The 17,827-nt window shown below is 68.9% G+C and carries 17 protein-coding genes; 7 read left to right on the top strand and 10 right to left on the bottom strand.

Annotated elements, in window-relative coordinates; genetic code table 11:
• Nucleotides 1-2: 2 nt before the first annotated feature.
• Nucleotides 3-455: a molybdenum cofactor biosynthesis protein MoaE gene (locus tag WDM94_07910; GenBank protein ID MEJ0012537.1), complete on the top strand. Its 453-nt coding sequence runs from the start codon at nt 3-5 to the stop codon at nt 453-455.
• A gap of 25 nt (nt 456-480) precedes the next feature.
• Here the strand turns inward: WDM94_07910 and WDM94_07905 are convergent, their stop codons facing one another.
• From WDM94_07905 to WDM94_07885, 5 genes are all read right to left on the bottom strand, one after another.
• On the bottom strand, nt 481-945 hold the full coding sequence (locus tag WDM94_07905; protein ID MEJ0012536.1) for a cupin domain-containing protein: 465 nt from the start codon (nt 943-945) through the stop codon (nt 481-483).
• A gap of 163 nt (nt 946-1,108) precedes the next feature.
• Complete coding sequence (locus tag WDM94_07900) at nt 1,109-1,861, bottom strand: hypothetical protein (protein ID MEJ0012535.1); 753 nt, start codon at nt 1,859-1,861, stop codon at nt 1,109-1,111.
• 275 nt (nt 1,862-2,136) lie between these two features.
• Entirely contained in the window at nt 2,137-2,559 is a 423-nt protein-coding gene (gene ndk / locus WDM94_07895) for a nucleoside-diphosphate kinase (GenBank protein ID MEJ0012534.1), read from the bottom strand.
• Nucleotides 2,560-2,773: 214 nt separating this feature from the next.
• Nucleotides 2,774-3,130: a hypothetical protein gene (locus WDM94_07890; protein MEJ0012533.1), complete on the bottom strand. Its 357-nt coding sequence runs from the start codon at nt 3,128-3,130 to the stop codon at nt 2,774-2,776.
• A 44-nt stretch (nt 3,131-3,174) separates the two neighbouring features.
• Nucleotides 3,175-4,095, bottom strand: a complete 921-nt coding sequence (locus tag WDM94_07885) for a hydrogen peroxide-inducible genes activator (protein MEJ0012532.1) — start codon at nt 4,093-4,095, stop codon at nt 3,175-3,177.
• Nucleotides 4,096-4,222: 127 nt separating this feature from the next.
• Between WDM94_07885 and katG the strand changes: the two genes are divergently transcribed.
• Entirely contained in the window at nt 4,223-6,373 is a 2,151-nt protein-coding gene (katG, locus tag WDM94_07880) for a catalase/peroxidase HPI (GenBank protein MEJ0012531.1), read from the top strand.
• 80 nt (nt 6,374-6,453) lie between these two features.
• Here the strand turns inward: katG and WDM94_07875 are convergent, their stop codons facing one another.
• Nucleotides 6,454-7,170 (bottom strand): MIP family channel protein, encoded by a 717-nt coding sequence (locus WDM94_07875; GenBank protein MEJ0012530.1) that lies wholly within the window; start codon nt 7,168-7,170, stop codon nt 6,454-6,456.
• 105 nt (nt 7,171-7,275) lie between these two features.
• Complete coding sequence (locus tag WDM94_07870) at nt 7,276-9,630, bottom strand: SH3 domain-containing protein (GenBank protein MEJ0012529.1); 2,355 nt, start codon at nt 9,628-9,630, stop codon at nt 7,276-7,278.
• A gap of 107 nt (nt 9,631-9,737) precedes the next feature.
• Here WDM94_07870 and WDM94_07865 point away from each other — a divergent pair, with 107 nt between their 5' ends.
• On the top strand, nt 9,738-10,109 hold the full coding sequence (locus tag WDM94_07865) for a hypothetical protein (protein ID MEJ0012528.1): 372 nt from the start codon (nt 9,738-9,740) through the stop codon (nt 10,107-10,109).
• A 6-nt stretch (nt 10,110-10,115) separates the two neighbouring features.
• On the opposite strand, the gene WDM94_07860 is transcribed toward WDM94_07865, so the two are convergent.
• Complete coding sequence (locus WDM94_07860; protein ID MEJ0012527.1) at nt 10,116-10,535, bottom strand: hypothetical protein; 420 nt, start codon at nt 10,533-10,535, stop codon at nt 10,116-10,118.
• Between the two features lie 159 nt (nt 10,536-10,694).
• Between WDM94_07860 and WDM94_07855 the strand changes: the two genes are divergently transcribed.
• From WDM94_07855 to WDM94_07845, 3 genes are all read left to right on the top strand, one after another.
• On the top strand, nt 10,695-11,885 hold the full coding sequence (locus tag WDM94_07855; protein ID MEJ0012526.1) for a benzoate/H(+) symporter BenE family transporter: 1,191 nt from the start codon (nt 10,695-10,697) through the stop codon (nt 11,883-11,885).
• Nucleotides 11,886-11,930: 45 nt separating this feature from the next.
• Nucleotides 11,931-13,814, top strand: a complete 1,884-nt coding sequence (locus tag WDM94_07850; GenBank protein MEJ0012525.1) for an ABC-F family ATP-binding cassette domain-containing protein — start codon at nt 11,931-11,933, stop codon at nt 13,812-13,814.
• Nucleotides 13,815-13,876: 62 nt separating this feature from the next.
• Nucleotides 13,877-14,257: an endonuclease domain-containing protein gene (locus tag WDM94_07845; GenBank protein MEJ0012524.1), complete on the top strand. Its 381-nt coding sequence runs from the start codon at nt 13,877-13,879 to the stop codon at nt 14,255-14,257.
• A gap of 35 nt (nt 14,258-14,292) precedes the next feature.
• On the opposite strand, the gene WDM94_07840 is transcribed toward WDM94_07845, so the two are convergent.
• Entirely contained in the window at nt 14,293-14,742 is a 450-nt protein-coding gene (locus tag WDM94_07840) for a DNA polymerase III subunit chi (GenBank protein MEJ0012523.1), read from the bottom strand.
• Between the two features lie 55 nt (nt 14,743-14,797).
• On the opposite strand from WDM94_07840, the gene WDM94_07835 reads away from it, so the two are divergent.
• Complete coding sequence (locus WDM94_07835) at nt 14,798-16,282, top strand: glycosyltransferase family 39 protein (GenBank protein MEJ0012522.1); 1,485 nt, start codon at nt 14,798-14,800, stop codon at nt 16,280-16,282.
• On the opposite strand, the gene WDM94_07830 is transcribed toward WDM94_07835, so the two are convergent.
• On the bottom strand, nt 16,279-17,751 hold the full coding sequence (locus tag WDM94_07830) for a leucyl aminopeptidase (GenBank protein MEJ0012521.1): 1,473 nt from the start codon (nt 17,749-17,751) through the stop codon (nt 16,279-16,281). The two genes, WDM94_07835 and WDM94_07830, sit on opposite strands and share 4 nt — an antisense overlap.
• Nucleotides 17,752-17,827 lie beyond the last annotated feature (76 nt).

The raw sequence follows: 17,827 nt of genomic DNA, 5'->3' as shown, positions 1-17,827 counted from the left end.
CGGTGGCCGAGATCACGGTCCGCATCCACGGCGATCCGTTCGAGATAGCGGCGGAGGTCGCGCGCCTGCACCTGAATCGCGGCATCGGCGCGATCGTCACCTTCACCGGCGTTTGCCGCGATGAAGGCGGACGGCTGAGCGCGCTGGAGCTGGAGCACTATCCCGGCATGACCGAGGCCGAGGTCACGCGCATCGCCAACGAGGCGGCGGAGCGGTGGTCGCTGATCGGGCTGACGATCGTCCACCGCGTCGGCAAGATCGCCGTCGGCGACGACATCGTGCTGGTCGCCGCCGCCGCGACGCACCGCGACGCGGCCTTCGCCGCGGCCGGCTACGTGATGGATTTCCTCAAGACGCGCGCGCCCTTCTGGAAGAAGGAGCACCCGGCCGGCGACTGGGTCGCCGCCAAGGGCTCCGACGACGAAGCGGCGAAGCGCTGGCGCGGGAACGAATAGACACGGGCGTCTGCCGGACGTCGGATCAAGGCACCGCGCCCTCGGGCGCCGGACAGGCGACGCACTCCAGCCGCTGATCGATCCTGGCGATCGCCTCGTCGGTCATCTCGGGCAGCGTCGCCAGATCGAGGAAATTCTGCTCGAAACCGCCCGGCGTGACGACGGTCAGCAGCCGGCCCTGTGTCGTGCCGGTATTCTTCCAGCGGTGCGGGACGTTGGCCGGCAGGACCACGGTGGTGTCCGCACCGGCATCGAACGCCTCGGTCCCGCACCAGAAGCGGAACTGACCGGAGAGAACGTGCATGATCTCAATTTCGCGCGCGTGGACATGCCAGACGGGGCCCGTGCCCGGCTCGATTATCGCTCCGAAGACTCCGACCGCGCCGTTGGTTTCGCCGGCGCGGGCGATCACGTTGATCGCGTCGCCGCGGGTCGTCCTGCCTTTGTGATTTTGCCGCGTCGAAACGATGGCCCTGTCAAAGATGCCCAATTGATCCCCCCGGATTCGTCGCGGCGTGGCGCCGCATGGGGAGGATTCCGCAACCGAGTGACACACTCAAGCCGCATCGGCGCTCCGCCAGGCGACAGGCAAGAGTGCGAAGGAGCGGCAGCCGCGGTTTGCGGCGAACGCAAAGGGGAAGCGCGTAAGCCGCTTACCTGAGCAGGCCGGCGACGCTTTGCACGACCGAGGCCACCGGCTGGGTGACGTTCTGCGCCATCGTCTGCACCGTTGCCGTGACCGGCGCGACGACAGTCGCCGTCGATGCGACCGCAGCGCTGACGGCGCCCTCCGCACCGGTCGTGGTCTGCCGCAACGCATTCCCCGTCTGCGCCACGCTCGTGCCGACCGCGGGCACCACGTCGCGGAGCAGCAGCCGGTCGAGGCTGCCGTCGGCGGCGTCGATCACCGGCGTCGCGATCGCAGCAACGCGCTCCAGCGGGCGCAGGCGCGGCGTCGGCACGGGCGTGGGTGCCGCGACCGGCGGCGCGGGCTCTACGGCGGCAACAGCGGCCGGCGGCGTTTCAAAACTGGATGACGAAGAGGACGGAGCGGCGAACGTGAAGCCGCGGTCGATCATGGCGACGGGCCTGGCGAACATCACCGCGGCGTCCGGCATCGCCGCCAGGGCGCGCGGCGCCGGCACGAGACGGCGCGTCGGCGGGACCAGCGGCGTGGTGGCCGCGACCGGTTCGGTGGCGGCGCTCACCGGCGGAATAAGCTGGGGAATATTGCTGCCGCCGACCATCATGCCGGTCAGGTGGATCGCGCCGAAGGCCAGCGCCACGGCCAGCACATCGACAGCGGCGATGACCGCGATCGGCCTCGCCCGGCCGCGAATTGCGCCGGCAAATCCGGCATAGCCCGCAAGCTGCGCGCGCCTGGCCACAACAAGATCGGTGCCCATGGAAGCTCCCCTCTTCTGCCGCAGGGCAAGCTTCGATTGTGACTGTGGCGATCGTTGGGCTGGTCGTCGAGGCCGAGGTTGTCCCTCCCCACCGCTCATCCCCGCGAAAGCGGGGATCCATGCCACAAAGACGTCAGCCTGATAGTTGCACCCCCAGCCTCCCGGTGGATCCCCGCTTTCGCGGGGATGAGTGGAGGGGGTGCAGAGGATCGCGCCGGATTCCGGCTTTCGCCGGAGTGGTGAAGGTGCGGAGGAAACGCGGAGGAAAGCGGGTCCTACCCGACGATCTCGGTCCCGGAGAACCAATACGCCATCTCTTCCTTCGCGGTTTCGGCGGCGTCCGAGCCGTGGACCGAATTCTCGCCGATCGACAGCGCGAAGTCCTTGCGGATGGTTCCCGGCGCGGCGTTCGCCGGATTAGTGGCGCCCATCACTTCGCGGTTCTTGAGGATGGCGTTCTCGCCTTCCAGCACCTGGACCACGGTCGGGCCCGACGACATGAACTCGCACAGCTCGTCGAAGAAGGGACGCGCGCGGTGCACGGCGTAGAAACCTTCCGCCTGCTTGCGGCTCATCCACACGCGCTTCTGCGCGACGATGCGCAGCCCCGCGGCTTCCAGCTTGGCATTGATCGCGCCGGTGAGGTTACGCTTGGTCGCGTCCGGCTTGATCATGGAGAAGGTGCGCTCGACGGCCATGTCACGTCCTTGTCATCAGAAAGGGTTCGGCGGGTCGCGCTGTTTAGCCCGGCCCGCCGTTCCCTCGCAAGGTGTCGCGTGCGCGCCTCGGTGCTCCCCCGTTTACGGGGGAGTTGTCGGCGAAGCCGACCGAGGGGCATGCCGTGGAGCCCCCCCTCCACCATGCTGCGCATGGTCTCCCTCCCCCGTTTTGCGGGGGGAGGATCATCGGCGCCTATTCCGGAATGAGAATTTCGGTGCCGCTGCCGTCTTCGTCGGCCACCGTCCAGATGCCGTCGAGCGTGCCGTCGTCGCGGATCTCGTAGATGACGAGGCCGACCTTGTCCTCGAGCACGTAGCCGGCGGCGAGGGCGATGCCGTTGCGCATGCAGATGCCGGAAGATTCCGTGCCGACGTCCCAGGTGATGCGGCAGGTGGTGCTCGAGGTGACCTCGATCTCCGCCGTGCCCTTGTATTTCGATCCGTTCGGGTTGGTGCCGCGCACCTCGTACTTGCCGCCGACGTCGGCGGCCATGGCGCCCGTCGCAAAAGTCGCCGCAAGGAAAGCCGCGGCAATTGCCGTCCTGATCATTGTCGTCGCTCCCAAAATCATGAAAACAGCCGAGGGAGCCGACGCTAGGCGCGCCGCGATTTTCCGGCAAGTGGCCGACGACACTCCCGCACCAGCGCCGCCAGCGCGCGGAAATCGCGCTCGCGCGGCGAGCTCCGCCGCCAGGCGACGCCGATGGCGCGATGCGGCGCGGGGTCGGCGAAACGCACCAGCGCCAGGTCGCGGTTGGCGCGCAGCGCCGCGTCGACCGCCATCGCCGGCACGAAGGTAATGCCGTGGCCGGCGGCGACCAGATGCAGCACGGTGGCGAGGCTGGTGGCGCCGTAGCTGCGCAGGCGGCGCGGATCGATGGTGCCGCACACCGCGAGCGCCTGATCGCGCAGGCAGTGGCCGTCCTCCAGCAGCAGCAGTTCGTCGGCGGAGATCAGTTCGGTCAGCGCCGGCTTGCGCTTGGCGTGCGGCGAGTTGGCCGGTGCGGCGAGCAGGAACGGATCGTCGAAGGCCGGCGCCTCGGCGAGGTCGTCGTTGCCGAGCGGCACGCTGGCGACGATCGCGTCGAGATTGCCGGCGACAAGCTCGGCGACGAGCGCGCGGGTGATGCTCTCGCGGATCGTCAGGCGGAGCTCGGGATATTGCTTGGCCCCGGCGGCGATGAGGTGCGGCAGCAAGTAGGGCGCCACCGACGGGATGACGCCGAGGCGCAGCGGGCCGCTCAGCGGATCGGCGCGCGACGCCGGCAATTCCTCGATGTCGCGGATGAGGGCCAGGATGCGGGCGCTCCGCCCGACCACCTCGCCGCCGAATTCGGTGAGCGTCGCGCCGGCGGGGCCGCGCTCGACCAGCGCGCCGCCCAGCGCCTGCTCCAGGTCGCGGATCTGCATCGACAGCGCCGGCTGCGAAATGCCGGCGGCTTCGGCGGCGCGGCCGAAATGGCGGTGGGCGGCGAGCGCATCAAGATAGCGGAGCTGGCGCAGCGTGATCGTCATCAGTTCTGCTTATCATTGATCGCGATCAATGTGATTGGTTTTTATCGGATCAGTTTGGCATCGTTCCACACGACGAAGCCGGCAGAGACCGGCCCGTACCGATTCAAGATGCGAGGGAAGACGGACCATGGACGCGAAAACCGACAAGCGTACGGGCGGCAGGACCAACCGCGACTGGTGGCCGAAGCAGCTCAACATCAACATCCTCAACCAGAATTCCTCCCGGTCCGATCCCATGGGCACGGACTTCAACTACGCGGCGGAGTTCAAGAAGCTCGACCTCAACGCGGTCGTCGCCGACCTGCGCGCCCTGATGACCAGTTCGCAGCCGTGGTGGCCGGCGGATTTCGGCCACTACGGCGGCCTGTTCATCCGCATGGCGTGGCACAGCGCCGGCACCTACCGCATCACCGACGGACGCGGCGGCGCCGGCGGCGGCCAGCAGCGCTTCGCGCCGCTCAACTCGTGGCCGGACAACGCCAACCTCGACAAGGCGCGCCGCCTGCTCTGGCCGATCAAGCAGAAGTACGGCCGCCAGATTTCGTGGGCCGATCTTTTCGTGCTCACCGGCAACGTCGCGCTGGAGTCGATGGGTTTCAAGACGTTCGGCTTCGCCGGCGGCCGCGCCGACACGTGGGAGCCGGAGGAACTCTACTGGGGCCCGGAAGGCACGTGGCTGGGCGACTCGCGCTACAGCGGCGAGCGCCAGCTCGAGCATCCGCTGGGCGCGGTGCAGATGGGCCTCATCTACGTCAACCCGGAAGGTCCGAACGGCAAGCCCGATCCGCTGGCGGCGGCGCGCGACATCCGCGAGACGTTCTTCCGCATGGCGATGAACGATGAGGAGACCGTTGCGCTGATCGCCGGCGGCCACAGCTTCGGCAAGACGCACGGCGCCGGCGATCCGTCGCTGGTCGGTCCCGAGCCGGAAGGCGAAAACATCGCCGCCCAGGGTCTCGGCTGGAAGGGCGGTCACGGCACCGGCATGGCCGGCGACACCATCACCAGCGGGCTTGAGGTGACGTGGACGCAGACGCCGACCAAGTGGAGCAACTACTTCTTCGACAACCTGTTCAATTTCGAATGGGAGCTGACGAAGAGCCCGGCCGGCGCGCAGCAGTGGCAGGCGAAGAATGCGCCGGCGACGATCCCCGATGCGCACGACCCGTCGAAGAAGCGCGTGCCGACGATGCTGACCACCGATCTCGCGCTGCGCTTCGATCCGGCCTACGAGAAAATCTCGCGCCGCTTCCATGAGCATCCCGATCAGTTCGCCGATGCCTTCGCGCGCGCGTGGTTCAAGCTGACCCATCGCGACATGGGCCCGCGGGTGCGCTACCTCGGCCCGCTGGTGCCGAAGGAAGTGCTGATCTGGCAGGACCCGGTGCCCGCCGTCGATCATCCGCTGGTCGACGACAAGGACGTCGCCGACCTCAAGGCGAAGGTTCTGGCGTCCGGCCTGTCGGTGTCCGAACTCGTCTCGACTGCGTGGGCCTCGGCCTCGACCTTCCGCGGCTCCGACAAGCGCGGCGGCGCCAATGGCGCCCGCATCCGTCTCGCGCCGCAGAAGGACTGGGAGGTCAACCAGCCGAAGCAGCTCGCCAAGGTGCTGCCGATCCTGGAGGGCATCCAGAAGGCGTTCAACGGATCGGCTGCCGGCGGCAAGAAGATCTCGCTCGCCGACCTGATCGTCCTTGCCGGCGGCGCCGCCGTCGAGAAGGCCGCTAAGGACGCCGGCATCGACGTCAAGGTGCCCTTCACGCCGGGCCGCGGGGATGCCTCGCAGGAGCAGACCGACGTGCAGTCGTTCGCCGCGCTGGAGCCGCGCGCCGACGGCTTCCGCAACTATCTCGGGCCGCGCCAGTTCATGCTGCCCGAGGAAGCGCTGGTCGACCGGGCGCAGTTGCTGCGGCTGACCTCGCCGGAGATGACGGTGCTGCTCGGTGGCCTGCGTGTGCTTGGCGCCAATGCCGGGCAGTCGAAGCACGGCGTCTTCACGAAGAAGCCGGGCGCGCTCACCAACGACTTCTTCATCAACCTGCTCGACATGAGCACGGAGTGGAAGGCGACCGACGACGCCGAGCAGGTGTTCGAAGGCCGCGACCGCAAGACCGGCGAGATCAAGTGGACGGGAACGCGAGTCGATCTGATCTTCGGCTCGCACGCCCAACTCCGCGCGCTGGCCGAGGTCTACGGCTCCAGCGACGCCCACGCGAAGTTCGTCAAGGATTTCGCCGCGGCGTGGGCCAAGGTGATGAACGCCGACCGCTTCGGCTGACATGTGGAGCGGAGGGTGTACGCCACCCTCCGCTCGTTCATTCCCTTGCTGAAGCTGGCGGAGCGGGAGCCAGCCTCCCCCTACTCCGACAGCAGTATCTTGCTGCGGAACGCCCAGCCCGCGATGGCGCCGCCGATCAGCGGCATCACCAGGAACAGCCAGACCTGCGCCAGTGCCTGGCCGCCGACGAAGATCGCCGGGCCGAGGCTGCGCGCCGGGTTCACCGAGACGCCGGTGACCTGGATGAAGACGATGTGGATCAGCACCAGCGTCAGGCCGATGATCAGGCCGGCCGGATGGTTCGCGGTCGACTGCGAGCGGTGCGTGACGCCGAGGATCACCGCCGTGAAGACGAACGTCGCGATGATTTCGACGAGGATCGCCGAGGCGATGCTGTAGCCGCCCTGATAGCCCGGGCCCCAGCCGTTCTGGCCGAGCCCGCCGACGGCGATGTCGTAGCCGCCGCCCTTGCCGCTCAGGATGACGTAGAGCAGCAGCGCGCCGACGATGCCGCCGACCAGTTGCGAGACGATGTAGCCGATCGCCTCGTTGATCTCCATGCGGCCGGCGACGACCATCGCCACCGTCACCGCCGGGTTGATGTGGCAGCCGGAGACCGGGCCGATGGCGTAGGCCATCGCCGTCACCGACAGGCCGAACGCAAAGGCCACCGGCAGCATGCCGATCGGGAAGACGCCGTTGTACGTGCCGATCACGACCGAGCCGCAGCCAAACAGCACCAGAACCGCCGTGCCGATCAGTTCGGCGAGGTATTTCTTGACGGAACCCGAGATCATGTTGCCTCCCGTTTCAGGCGCGGCGGAGAATCACCGCTGGCGCGCAATGCGCCCGCATGTGCCACAGCGGGCGCCGTCAATGAAGAGTCATCGAAGGGGAAGCGGCTATTGCAGCGGCGCGATCGTATCGCTGGCGACGTAGCCGATCGGCTGGCCGTCGCGGGCCACCAGCGTCCAGGCGCCGTCGTCCTCGACCACGGCCACCTGCATGCCGGGCGTCAGTTCGTCGCCCGCGGCGGAGGTGGCGTCCGGCTTTTCGCGCAGCGAGGTGCGGGCGATGACGACATGCGTCGGTTTGGCCTCGGCATCGCCGGGGCCACCTGACGCGACCGCGCCATCAAGCGCGGCGTTGAGGTCCAGCGACTTTGCCGCGGCCTTCACCGTCGCCTCGTCGCCGGCGATCTTGGCGGCGACGACGTCGGGCCGCACCAGCAGCGCCGCCGCCTTGCCGAGCGGATACGCATCGAGATTGCGCACCAGCCGCACGCCGGCGGCAAAATCGCCGGTGCCGTCGAGGAAACCTTCCGGCGTCATGGTCACCGCCGCTCCGTCCGCCAGCCGCGCCGTCGTCGTCAGCAGCGCGCCCGTCTTCAGCGACCAGCGCCACGCCAAGCCGTTGTTGAGCACCGTCGTCAGCGTCTTGCCGTCCTTGGAGAAGCGGACGAGATCGGGGTCGACGTCGTGCATCAGCGGCGGCAGCGCCTTGCCCGTCTTCAGGTTCCACAGGCGCAGGCCGCCATCGCGCCCCGAGACGTAGACGAACGCGCCGTCCGGCGAGAAGCCGACGGCGGTGTTCGTCGTGCCGGTGGCGAGAGTCTTCGCCGCCTTGCCGGTCTTGGCGTTCCACAACGCGACCGCGCCCTTCTCGTCGGCGCCGAGCAGCGTCTTGCCGTCCGGCGAGAAGGCGAGGCTGGCGTAAGTCGTGAGGCCGGCGAACGTCGCTGGCGGCGCCTTGGCCGCGGCCTTCGCGGCCGGCGCCGGCGCCGCGGCAAATGCGCCGACGGTGACGACGCCGTCCCGGTCGGCGACGGCGTACGACGTGCCGTCCGGCGAAAGCGCAAAGGTGGTGGCGCCTTCGATCTTCGGTCCCGTCACGACCGCATCGAGGGTCGTCATGTCGAGGGTGCGCAGCGTGTCGCCGACGCGGATCGCGGCCACCTTGCCGTCGGCGCTGAAGGCGACGCCGCGGATGGTGCCGGCGCCGACGTTGAACGTCGCCAGCACATCGCCGCTGTCGGCATCCCAGACGTTGACCGCGCCGGTCGCCTTGCGATCCTCGGCGCCGGCGATCCGGCTGCCGTCCGGCGAGACCGCCGCCACGCCGCCGCCGTCGAAGGTGCGGACGCTGGCGCCGGTGTCGAGGTTCCACAGGATCATGTCGTCGTGCTGCGGGTAGGTCGATAGCACCAGCGCGCCGTCCGCGGTCAGGCTTTCGAAGGCGCCGACCAGCGTGCCGTCGCCGAAGGTGCGCACCACCGCGCCGGTCTCGGCATCCTCGATAAAGATGCCGCCGCGGCCGCCGAGCGCCACCGTCTTGCCGTCCGGCGCGATGGCGTCGATGTCGTCGCCGAAGTCGATGCGCTTCTCTTCCGTCCCGGTCTGGCCGTTCCAGAAGACGGTCTGGCCGCTGTCGTCATCTTCCGCCGCGGCGCCGGTCAGGAAGCGCTTGCCGTCGGGGAAGGCGAAGGCCCACACGTTCCGCTTCGGCGTCATCGCGAAACTCTGCACCAGCCCGCCCTTGCCGTAGTCCCAGAGGCTCAACGCGCCGTCGTAGGTCGGGATCAGGATGCGCGTCGAGTTCGGCACGAACAGCGGCGCCACCGTCAGCCCGCCCGGGCCGAACGTGTCGATCTTGTCCAGCGTATCGAGCTTCAGCGTTTCGATGTCGCCGTGCGTGGCGGCGACCAGCAGCCCGGCGGCGGCATCGATCTTCAGCGCCATGACGGGATAGTCCAGCGTTACCGTGCGCTCGCCTTTCGCGCCCGGCGAAAAGTCCTGCAGGATGACGCCGCCCTCGTCGTCGCCGGAAGCGAGCATCAGCCCGTTCGGCGAGAAGGCCAGCGCCTCGACGCCTGCCGTGTGCTCGGTCAGCGTATTGACGATCTTGCCGGTCGCGACGTTCCAGATGCGCACGCTCTTGTCGTCGCTGCCCGAAGCGAAGTAGGCGCCGTCCGGCGAGAAGGTCAGCGCCGTGATCGAGTCGGCGTGGCCGGGATACGTGCGGATCAGTTCGCCGGTGGCGACGTTCCACAGCTTGATCTGGTGGATGTAATCGCCGGTGAGCAGGAAACGCCCGTCGGGCGAATATGCCATGATGTCCGGCGTCGTCGCGTGCGATACCGGCAGCGTCACGGTGACCGTCGGCGCAGGCGGCGCGGCGGCCGGGGCCGGCGCTTCCTTGGCGAAGGCCGGCGGCGCCAGAAGCAGCAGAGCCGCGAACGGCAGGAGGGCGCGGTTCATGGCCGCAAAAATGAGGGCAATCGCCCTCGCCCGTCCAGCACGCGCCCACCTATTTTTGCCGGTATGCTGAACGACGCCGGCGTTAAGAAATGGAAGGAGATGTGCCCATGTCCAAGACCGCGCTTCGCTTCGGCCTTATCGCCGCCGCGCTGCTCCTCTCGGGAGGCGCAGAGGCCGCCAGCTTCAACTGCGCCAAGGCCAAGACGCCCGACGAGAAGGCGATCTGCGCCAGCCGTTCGCTCTCCGAACTCGACGTTCAGATGGCGACGCTCTACGGCGTGCGCATGAAGCTGCCGATGCTGATGGGCAGCCGCGGTGCCGCGCAGGACGAGCAGCACCAGTTTCTGATCGACCGGGGAAGCTGCGGCGCCAACAAGGCGTGCATCGGCGCGGTCTACCAGTCACGCATCGACGTGCTGAATCAGACGCTCGACGCCGCGATGCAGGACTATTGCGTCAAGCTCGGGATCTGCGGGTAGCGACGCTCAGCCGCGACCGCCGCGCCGCACGCATTCCCAGTCGTCCTTGCCCTGCCCGTCGGCGGACAGGATGATGTTGACGAACAGATCGCCGGAAAGGTCATGCTGATGACCGCGCGGCCCACGCATGCCGATGCCCAGCGCGTGCACCTCGTCTTTCAGGTGCCCGTCGAGGATGGCAAAATGCGGCAAGTCGAAATTCTCGCGGATGAGAAACAGCTTGCCGTAGCCGGCTAACTTGCCGTCGGCCTTGATGAAGGCGTAGCTCTTGTCGGCGAGCACGACGGCGCCGACGCCCGCCCCGTTCGGATCCTTGCAGTCCCAGTGGCCGTCCGCGGTAACGTCCGCCAGACGAACGGCCGACGATGCCGGCGAGACGCCCAGCAGGGCAACGCACATTGCGATGGCGGAAGCGTATCTCGTCATGGGGCCTCTCCTCGTTGACCACGGCGCCGAGCACCCATCATCGTAACACCCCTGATTGAAGGGGCCAGTGCCGGTTGCAATGGCGCCGGTCATCGCGCTTTGCGCCTTGCCGCCGATGCCGGCTCGGGCCACAAAGCCCGCCCGACGCCAGAGCTGCCCGTGACCGATTCCGCCGCCCCGCCCGCCGCCTCCGCCATCCAGCCGATTTCCGCCGGCCTGCTCGCCGCCATCGTCGGCTTCGCCAGCTCGTTCGCCATCGTGCTCGCCGGCTTCACCGCCGTCGGCGCCACGCCGGCCGAGGCCGCGTCCGGCCTCTTCGCCATCTGCCTCGGCCAGGGCCTGCTCGGCATGGGCTTCGCCCTCGCCACCCGCACGCCGATCACCATCGCCTGGTCGACGCCCGGCGCCGCGCTGCTCATCGCCACCGGCGCGCCGGCCGGCGGCTTTCCGGTCGCGGTCGGCGCCTTCCTCATCGCCGGGCTGCTGGTCATCGTCGCCGGCATCTGGCGTCCGTTCGGCCGCGCCGTCGCCTCGATCCCGCTGTCGCTCGCCGGCGCCATGCTTGCCGGCGTGCTGCTCGAGCTGTGCCTGGCGCCGGTGCACGCCGTCGCCGCCGCGCCGGGCCTCGCGTTGCCGATCGTCGCGACCTGGGCGATCGCGCTCCGCTTCGCCCGGCCCTACGCCGTGCCGATTGCCGTCGTCGCCACGGCCATCGTCGTCGGCATCACGACGCAACTGCCGCCGGCGACCTTCGCGACGCTGCTGCCGCACCCGGTGCTGGTGCTGCCGAGCTTCACGTTTGCGGCGCTCATCGGCATCGCCGTGCCGCTGTTCATCGTCACGATGGCCTCGCAGAACGTGCCCGGCCTCGCGGTGCTGCGCGTCAACGGCTACCACCCGAACGTCGGGCCGATCTTCGTGTGGACCGGGCTCGGCAGCGTCGCCACCGCCTTCTTCGGCGGCCATTCGCTCAACCTCGCCGCGATCACCGCCGCGCTCTGCGCCGGACCGGATGCCCATCCGGACCCGGCCCGCCGCTGGATCGCGTCGTTCACCGGCGCCGCCGCCTACATCGTCATCGCGCTGGCGGTGCCGTTTGCCGCGGCGTTCGTCACCGCCTCGCCCCCGCTGCTGATCGAGGCGGTCGCGGGCCTGGCGCTGCTCGGCAGCCTCGGCGGGGCGCTGTCGTCGGCATTGGCAAAGGAAGACGAGCGCCTGCCGGCAGTGGTCACTTTCGTCATCGCCGCCTCCGGCGTCTCCTTCCTCGGCATCGGCGCCGCCTTCTGGGGCCTCATTGCCGGCGGGGCGCTGATGGCACTCATCAAATGGCGGCCGGCCCTCGCTCCATAAACGGCGCTTGCCCTTCTTGCTGCGGCGCGGCAAAACCCCCGCGCCATGCTGCACATCAACGACCTCAGCTACCGGATCGGCGAGCGCCTGCTGATCGACCACGCCTCCGTCGCCATCCCGACGGGGGCGAAGGTCGGCCTTGTCGGCAAGAACGGCGCCGGCAAGACGACGCTGTTCAAGCTGATCGCCGGTGAGCTGGGCTCGGAAACCGGCGGCGTTTCGCGGCCGAGAAATTCGCGGATCGGCCAGGTGGCGCAGGAAGCCCCGGGCGGACCGGAGACGCTGATCGACGTCGTGATCTCGGCCGATCTCGAGCGCACCGCCCTGCTGGCGGAAGCCGAGACCGCACACGACCCGCACCGCATCGCCGAGATCCACACGCGCCTCGCCGACATCGAGTCGCATTCGGCCGAGTCGCGCGCCGCCTCGATCCTCGCCGGCCTCGGCTTCGACGAGGACACGCAACACGGCCCCTGCTCCGCGCTGTCCGGCGGCTGGCGGATGCGCGTCGCGCTCGCCGCGACGCTGTTCACCGCGCCCGACATCCTGCTCCTCGACGAGCCGACCAACTACCTCGACCTCGAGGGCACGGTGTGGCTGGAAAATTTCATCGCGCGCTACCCGTACACGGTGGTGATGATCAGCCACGACCGCGACCTGCTCAACCGCGCCGTCGATACCATCATCCATCTCGACCAGGGCAAGCTGACGCTCTACCGCGGCAACTACGACTCGTTCGACCGGCAGCGGCGCGAGCGCCAGGCGCTGCTCGCCAAGGCGAAGCACAAGCAGGACGAACAGCGCGCCCACATGCAGGCGTTCGTCGACCGCTTCCGCTACACCGCGTCGAAGGCGCGGCAGGCGCAGTCGCGCCTCAAGATGCTGGAGAGGATGGAGCCGATCGCGGCGCTCGCCGACGAGTCGATCCTGCCGTTCTCCTTCCCCGATCCGGCGAAGCCGATGGCGCCGCCGATCATCCAGCTCGAGGACGCGTCGGTCGGCTACGTCGAGGGCGTGCCGGTGCTGAAGAAACTCGATCTGCGCATCGACGATGACGACCGCATCGGCCTGCTCGGCTCCAACGGCAACGGCAAGTCGACGCTCGCCAAGCTGCTCGCCGGCCGCATGCAGGTGATGGGCGGGCGCATGCGCCGCCTGCACCGGATGGAGGTCGCCTTCTTCGCGCAGCACCAGCTCGATGAGCTGAAGCCGAACCAGTCGGCCTACGACCACGTCCGCGAGCTGATGCCCGACGCCTTCGAGGCGCAGGTGCGCGCCCGCACCGGCGCCATGGGCTTCACGCGCCAGAAGATGGAGACGCCGGCCAAGGATCTGTCGGGCGGCGAGAAGGCGCGGCTGCTGCTCGGCCTTGCGACCTTCACCGGCCCCAACCTGATGATCCTCGACGAGCCGACCAACCATCTCGACATCGACAGCCGCGAGGCGCTGGTCGCCGCGCTCGCCGAATACACCGGCGCGGTCATCCTGATCAGCCACGACCGCCATCTGCTGGAGGCCTCGGTCGACCGCCTGTGGCTGGTCGCCGGCGGCACCGCCTCGCCCTTCGACGGCGACCTCGCCGACTACCGCTCCATGGTGCTGGATTCGCGCGCGGGCCGCGGCGCCGGCCGCGCGCCGGCCGCCAGCATCAAGGGCGGCCAGGACAAGCGCCGCGAGTCTGCGAAGAAACGCGAGGAAAGCGCGCCGCTGCGCAAGCGCGTCAAAGACGCCGAGGCCGCGATCGCCAAGCTGCAGAAGGACCTCGCCGACATCGACAGGAAGCTGGCCGACCCGAAACTCTACAACCGCCCGATCGACGCCGCGTTCCTGGCCAAGGAACGCTCCGACATGGTCCGCGCCATCGCCGCGGCGGAAGACAAGTGGCTGGCAGCCAGCGCCGCAGTCGAAGAAGCCACGGCGGCGGAATAGGACTCAGATCAACCTCCCCCTTGAGGGGAGGTCGAAATCGCGCAGCGATTTCGGGAGGGGGTATGCCGCATCGGGAAGTGCCTCCGGCTAATCGCGCCTTCGGCAAGACAATGCGCCAGGCAATGACGCCGGCCGAGGCGCGCCTTTGGCAGTGGCTACGGAAGCCCGGCATCGCCGGACTTCGCTTTCGTCGCCAGGTACCTCTCGGACCTTACATCGTGGATTTCTTGTGTCCGCAAAAGGCACTGATCGTCGAGGTCGACGGCGGACATCACGCCTCGCCCGGACCGGGCACGCGCGACGCGAGGCGTGACGTGTGGCTGTCCGATCAGGGATATAAAGTTGTGCGGGTATGGAACAGCGACGTGATGACGAACATCGAGGGAGTCTGTGCAGCGATTGTTGCTGCGGTCGCCGAAGGCACCCGCTCCCGAAATCGCTAAAGCGATTTCGACCTCCCCTCAAGGGGGAGGTTGATCTACCCCTTCTTCTCCCAGCGTCCGCGCTCCGACTGCTGCCAGTACGTCGCATCGTGCCCGGCCGATTTGATCGCGGTCCATGATGCCCGCGCCCTGTCCACCGCGTCCGCATCGTTGCCGTCGAACAGCACGACGATGCGCCGGTAGTCGGAATAGTTAGCCGCCTCAGCACCGTCGGCGAGAAAGCGCACGTCGGCCGCGTTCGGGTTGTCGTCGGCGGCCGTGAGCCACACCGGCTGCTCGGCCGCGTGCCCGTCCTTCGCCGTGCCGTGCGGCAGGAAGCCGTCGTCGCGATAGGTCCACAGGTGCGCGTCGATCGCGTCGCGCCGCTCCTCCGAGCCGAGCTGCACGACCGCCCGCCATTTACGCTCGAGGCACTTTTCGAGCATATCCGGCAGCACGCGCTCTAGCGGCTGGTTCTGCAGATGGTAGAACAGGACCTCGGTCACCAACGCCTCCGGCGCGACAAGACGGTTTCATGACTACACGTCAATCGGGCCTGCTGTGAAGCGTCTCGCGACCGCGTTGGCCGATGCCTTCGAGCAGCGGCCGGAAGCCTTCTTCGTCGCCGTGCTGGCGGTGCAGGTCGCGCTGTGGACGCTGGTCCCGGCCTTCACCTACCGCAACGCCCCAATCGACGTCATGGAAAACATCGGCTGGGGCCGCGAGTGGCAGCTTGGCTACGCCTCGCACCCGCCGCTGCAGGCGTGGCTGACGATGGCGGCGGTGACGCTCGGCGGCGGCGCGATCTGGCCGGCGTACGTGCTGTCGCAGGTGGCGATCGCGCTCACCTTCGTGCCGCTCTATCTGCTCGGGCGCGAGGCCGGCGGGGCAAAGGTCGCGCTGTTCGCGGTCGTGATCTACAGCCTCGTCTTCTACGCCAACCTGCCGACGCCGGAGTTCAACGCCAACGTCGTGCAGATGCCGATCTGGGCCTTCGCGGCGCTGGCCTTGTGGCGCGCGATCGATAGCGGCCGCCTGCTCTGGTGGGTGGCGCTCGGCGTCATCGCGGCGCTGGCGGTCTACGCCAAGTACAGCGCCGTCATCCTGTTCGGCGCGCTGATCCTTGCCTCGCTGGCGGTGCCGAGCGGGCGCCGCGCGTACCGCACGATCGGACCGTACGTGTCGGTCGCGCTGGCGCTGGTGCTCATCGCACCGCATCTGCGCTGGCTGTGGTCGGTCGATTTCCTGCCGGTGACTTTCGCCGAGGGGCGTGCCGGCCGGCCGGAGGGTATCCAGCGGCTGATCAGGCCGTTCGGCTTCCTCGGCGCGCAGTTGCTGGATCACCTGCTGCCGGCCCTGCTGCTTCTCGCCAGCGGCATCCGCTTCCGGCAGATCGGCGCGCCCAACACGCCGGCGCGCGACCTCTGGCGGTTCATCCTGGTGATGGCGTTCGCTCCCTACGCGCTGTCGCTGATCTTCTCGGTCGCCACCGGCTACGGCCTCCGCGACCCGTGGGGTGCGCCGATGCCGGCGTGGATCAGCCTGGTCGCCGCGCTCGTGCTGCTGCCGGTGATCGCGCGGCTGCCGGCGCTGCTGCTCACGTGGGGGCTGCTGTTCGTGCTGATGCCGATCGGGCTCGGCGTTGTGACGATCGTCTCGCCGCACTTTCCCTCGCCGCTGTGGCAGGTGTGGCCCGGCCCGGCGATGGCCAGCCAGCTCACCGACATCTGGCGCGCGCACACCGGCAACGCGCCGCTGCGCATCGTTGCCGGCGACAAATGGGCGATCGGCATCGTGACGGTCTATGCGCCCGAGCACCCGCACGTGCTCACCGATGCGCGTTACGTGCTGAGCCCGTGGGTGACGCCCGCGGACGTCGCCCGCGACGGCGCGCTTCTCGTCTGGCAGCGCGGTTCGCCGGATGTCCTGGCGCCGGAATACGCCGCCTTCGGCCCGTTCAGCGCGACGGGCGCGCTGCGCATTCCCTTCGCCGGGCCGGGCAGCGACACCGCCGACATCGGCTGGGCGATAAAGCCGCCGGGCTAGCCCTCGTAGTTGTCCGCCACCAGCCGGTCGAGCAGGCGGACGCCCCAGCCCGACGACCACGAGCGGTTGACGTCGGTCTGCGGCGAACCCATCGCCGTGCCGGCGATGTCGAGGTGGACCCAGGGCGTGTTCTTGACGAACCGCTTGATGAAATGGGCGGCGGTGATCGAGCCCGCGTCGCGGCCGCCGGCGTTCTTCACGTCGGCGAATTTCGAGTCGATCTGCTTGTCGTATTCCTTGCCGAGCGGCATGCGCCACACCGTCTCGCCGGTCGCGGTGCCGGCGGCGGTCAGCGCGGCGGCGAGCGCGTCGTCGGTGGCGAACATGCCGGCGTTGAGGTGGCCGAGCGCGACGATGATCGCGCCGGTCAGCGTCGCGAGGTCGATGATGAATTTCGGCGTGAAGCGATCCTCGGTGTAGGCGACGGCGTCGGCGAGCACGAGGCGGCCCTCGGCGTCGGTGTTGATGATCTCGATGGTGCGCCCGGTCATCGCGGTGACGATGTCGCCGGGGCGCTGGGCGTTGCCATCCGGCATGTTCTCGACGATGCCGATGACGCCGACGGCGTTGACCTTGGCCTTGCGCGCGGCGAGCGCGTAGAGCAGGCCGGTGACGGCGGCGGCGCCGGCCATGTCGCCCTTCATGTCCTCCATGCCGCCGGCCGGCTTGATCGAGATGCCGCCGGTGTCGAAGACGACGCCCTTGCCGACGAAGGCGACCGGCGCGTCCTTGGCCTTGCCGCCGTTCCAGCGCATGACGACCAGGCGCGGCGGACGCGACGAGCCCTGCGCCACGCCGAGGATTGCGCGCATGCCGAGCTTCTTCAATTCCGGCTCGCCCAGCACCTCGACGGTGACGCCGACCTTCTTCAGTGCCTTGGCGCGGTCGGCGAATTCGATCGGGCCCAGAACATTCGGCGGCTCGTTGACGAGATCGCGCGCGAGCAGCACGCCTTCGGCAATGCCCTCGCGCGTGCCCCATGCCTTCTTTACCGCCGCCGGATCGGCGACCGCGATGGTGACCTCCGTCGGCGGGCGCGACTTCGGCGCGTCCTCCTTATCGATCTTGTAGTTGTCGAAGGCGTAGGCGCGGAGCTTCATGCCGAGCGCGAAGTCGGCGGCCTCCGCCGGCGTGCGGTCGAAATACACCGTCGCCTTCTTCGCCTTGCCGAGCGCGCCCATGACGGCGCCGCCGAGCTCGACCCAGCCGTTGGCGCCGAGGTCGGCGATCTTGCCGGTGCCGACGACGATCAGCCGCTCGAGATTGGAATCGGCGGGCGCGATCAGGTCCAGCGACGTCTTCGCCTTGCCCTTGAAGTCGGCGGTCGCGGCGGCGCGCTTGACGAGCTTGTCGACGCCCAAAGCGGCGGCCGACTTGCCCGGCGCCAGGTCGTCGCCGACGAGAATGGCGACGGTGCCGGCGGCCTTGGCGGCGGGCTTGGCGAACGAAATCGTGGCGAGGTCGGTCATGGCTATCGGCTTACCGGCTTGAGGGAGTCTGGGAATTGGACGTCAGCGGCTTGGGCGGCGCAACGTCCGCGTCACA

Source organism: Bauldia sp. (assembly GCA_037200845.1).
GTDB lineage: Bacteria > Pseudomonadota > Alphaproteobacteria > Rhizobiales > Kaistiaceae > DASZQY01.
The sequence above is the reverse complement of the archived record's forward strand: the minus strand, read 5'-3'. Positions and strand labels throughout refer to the sequence as shown.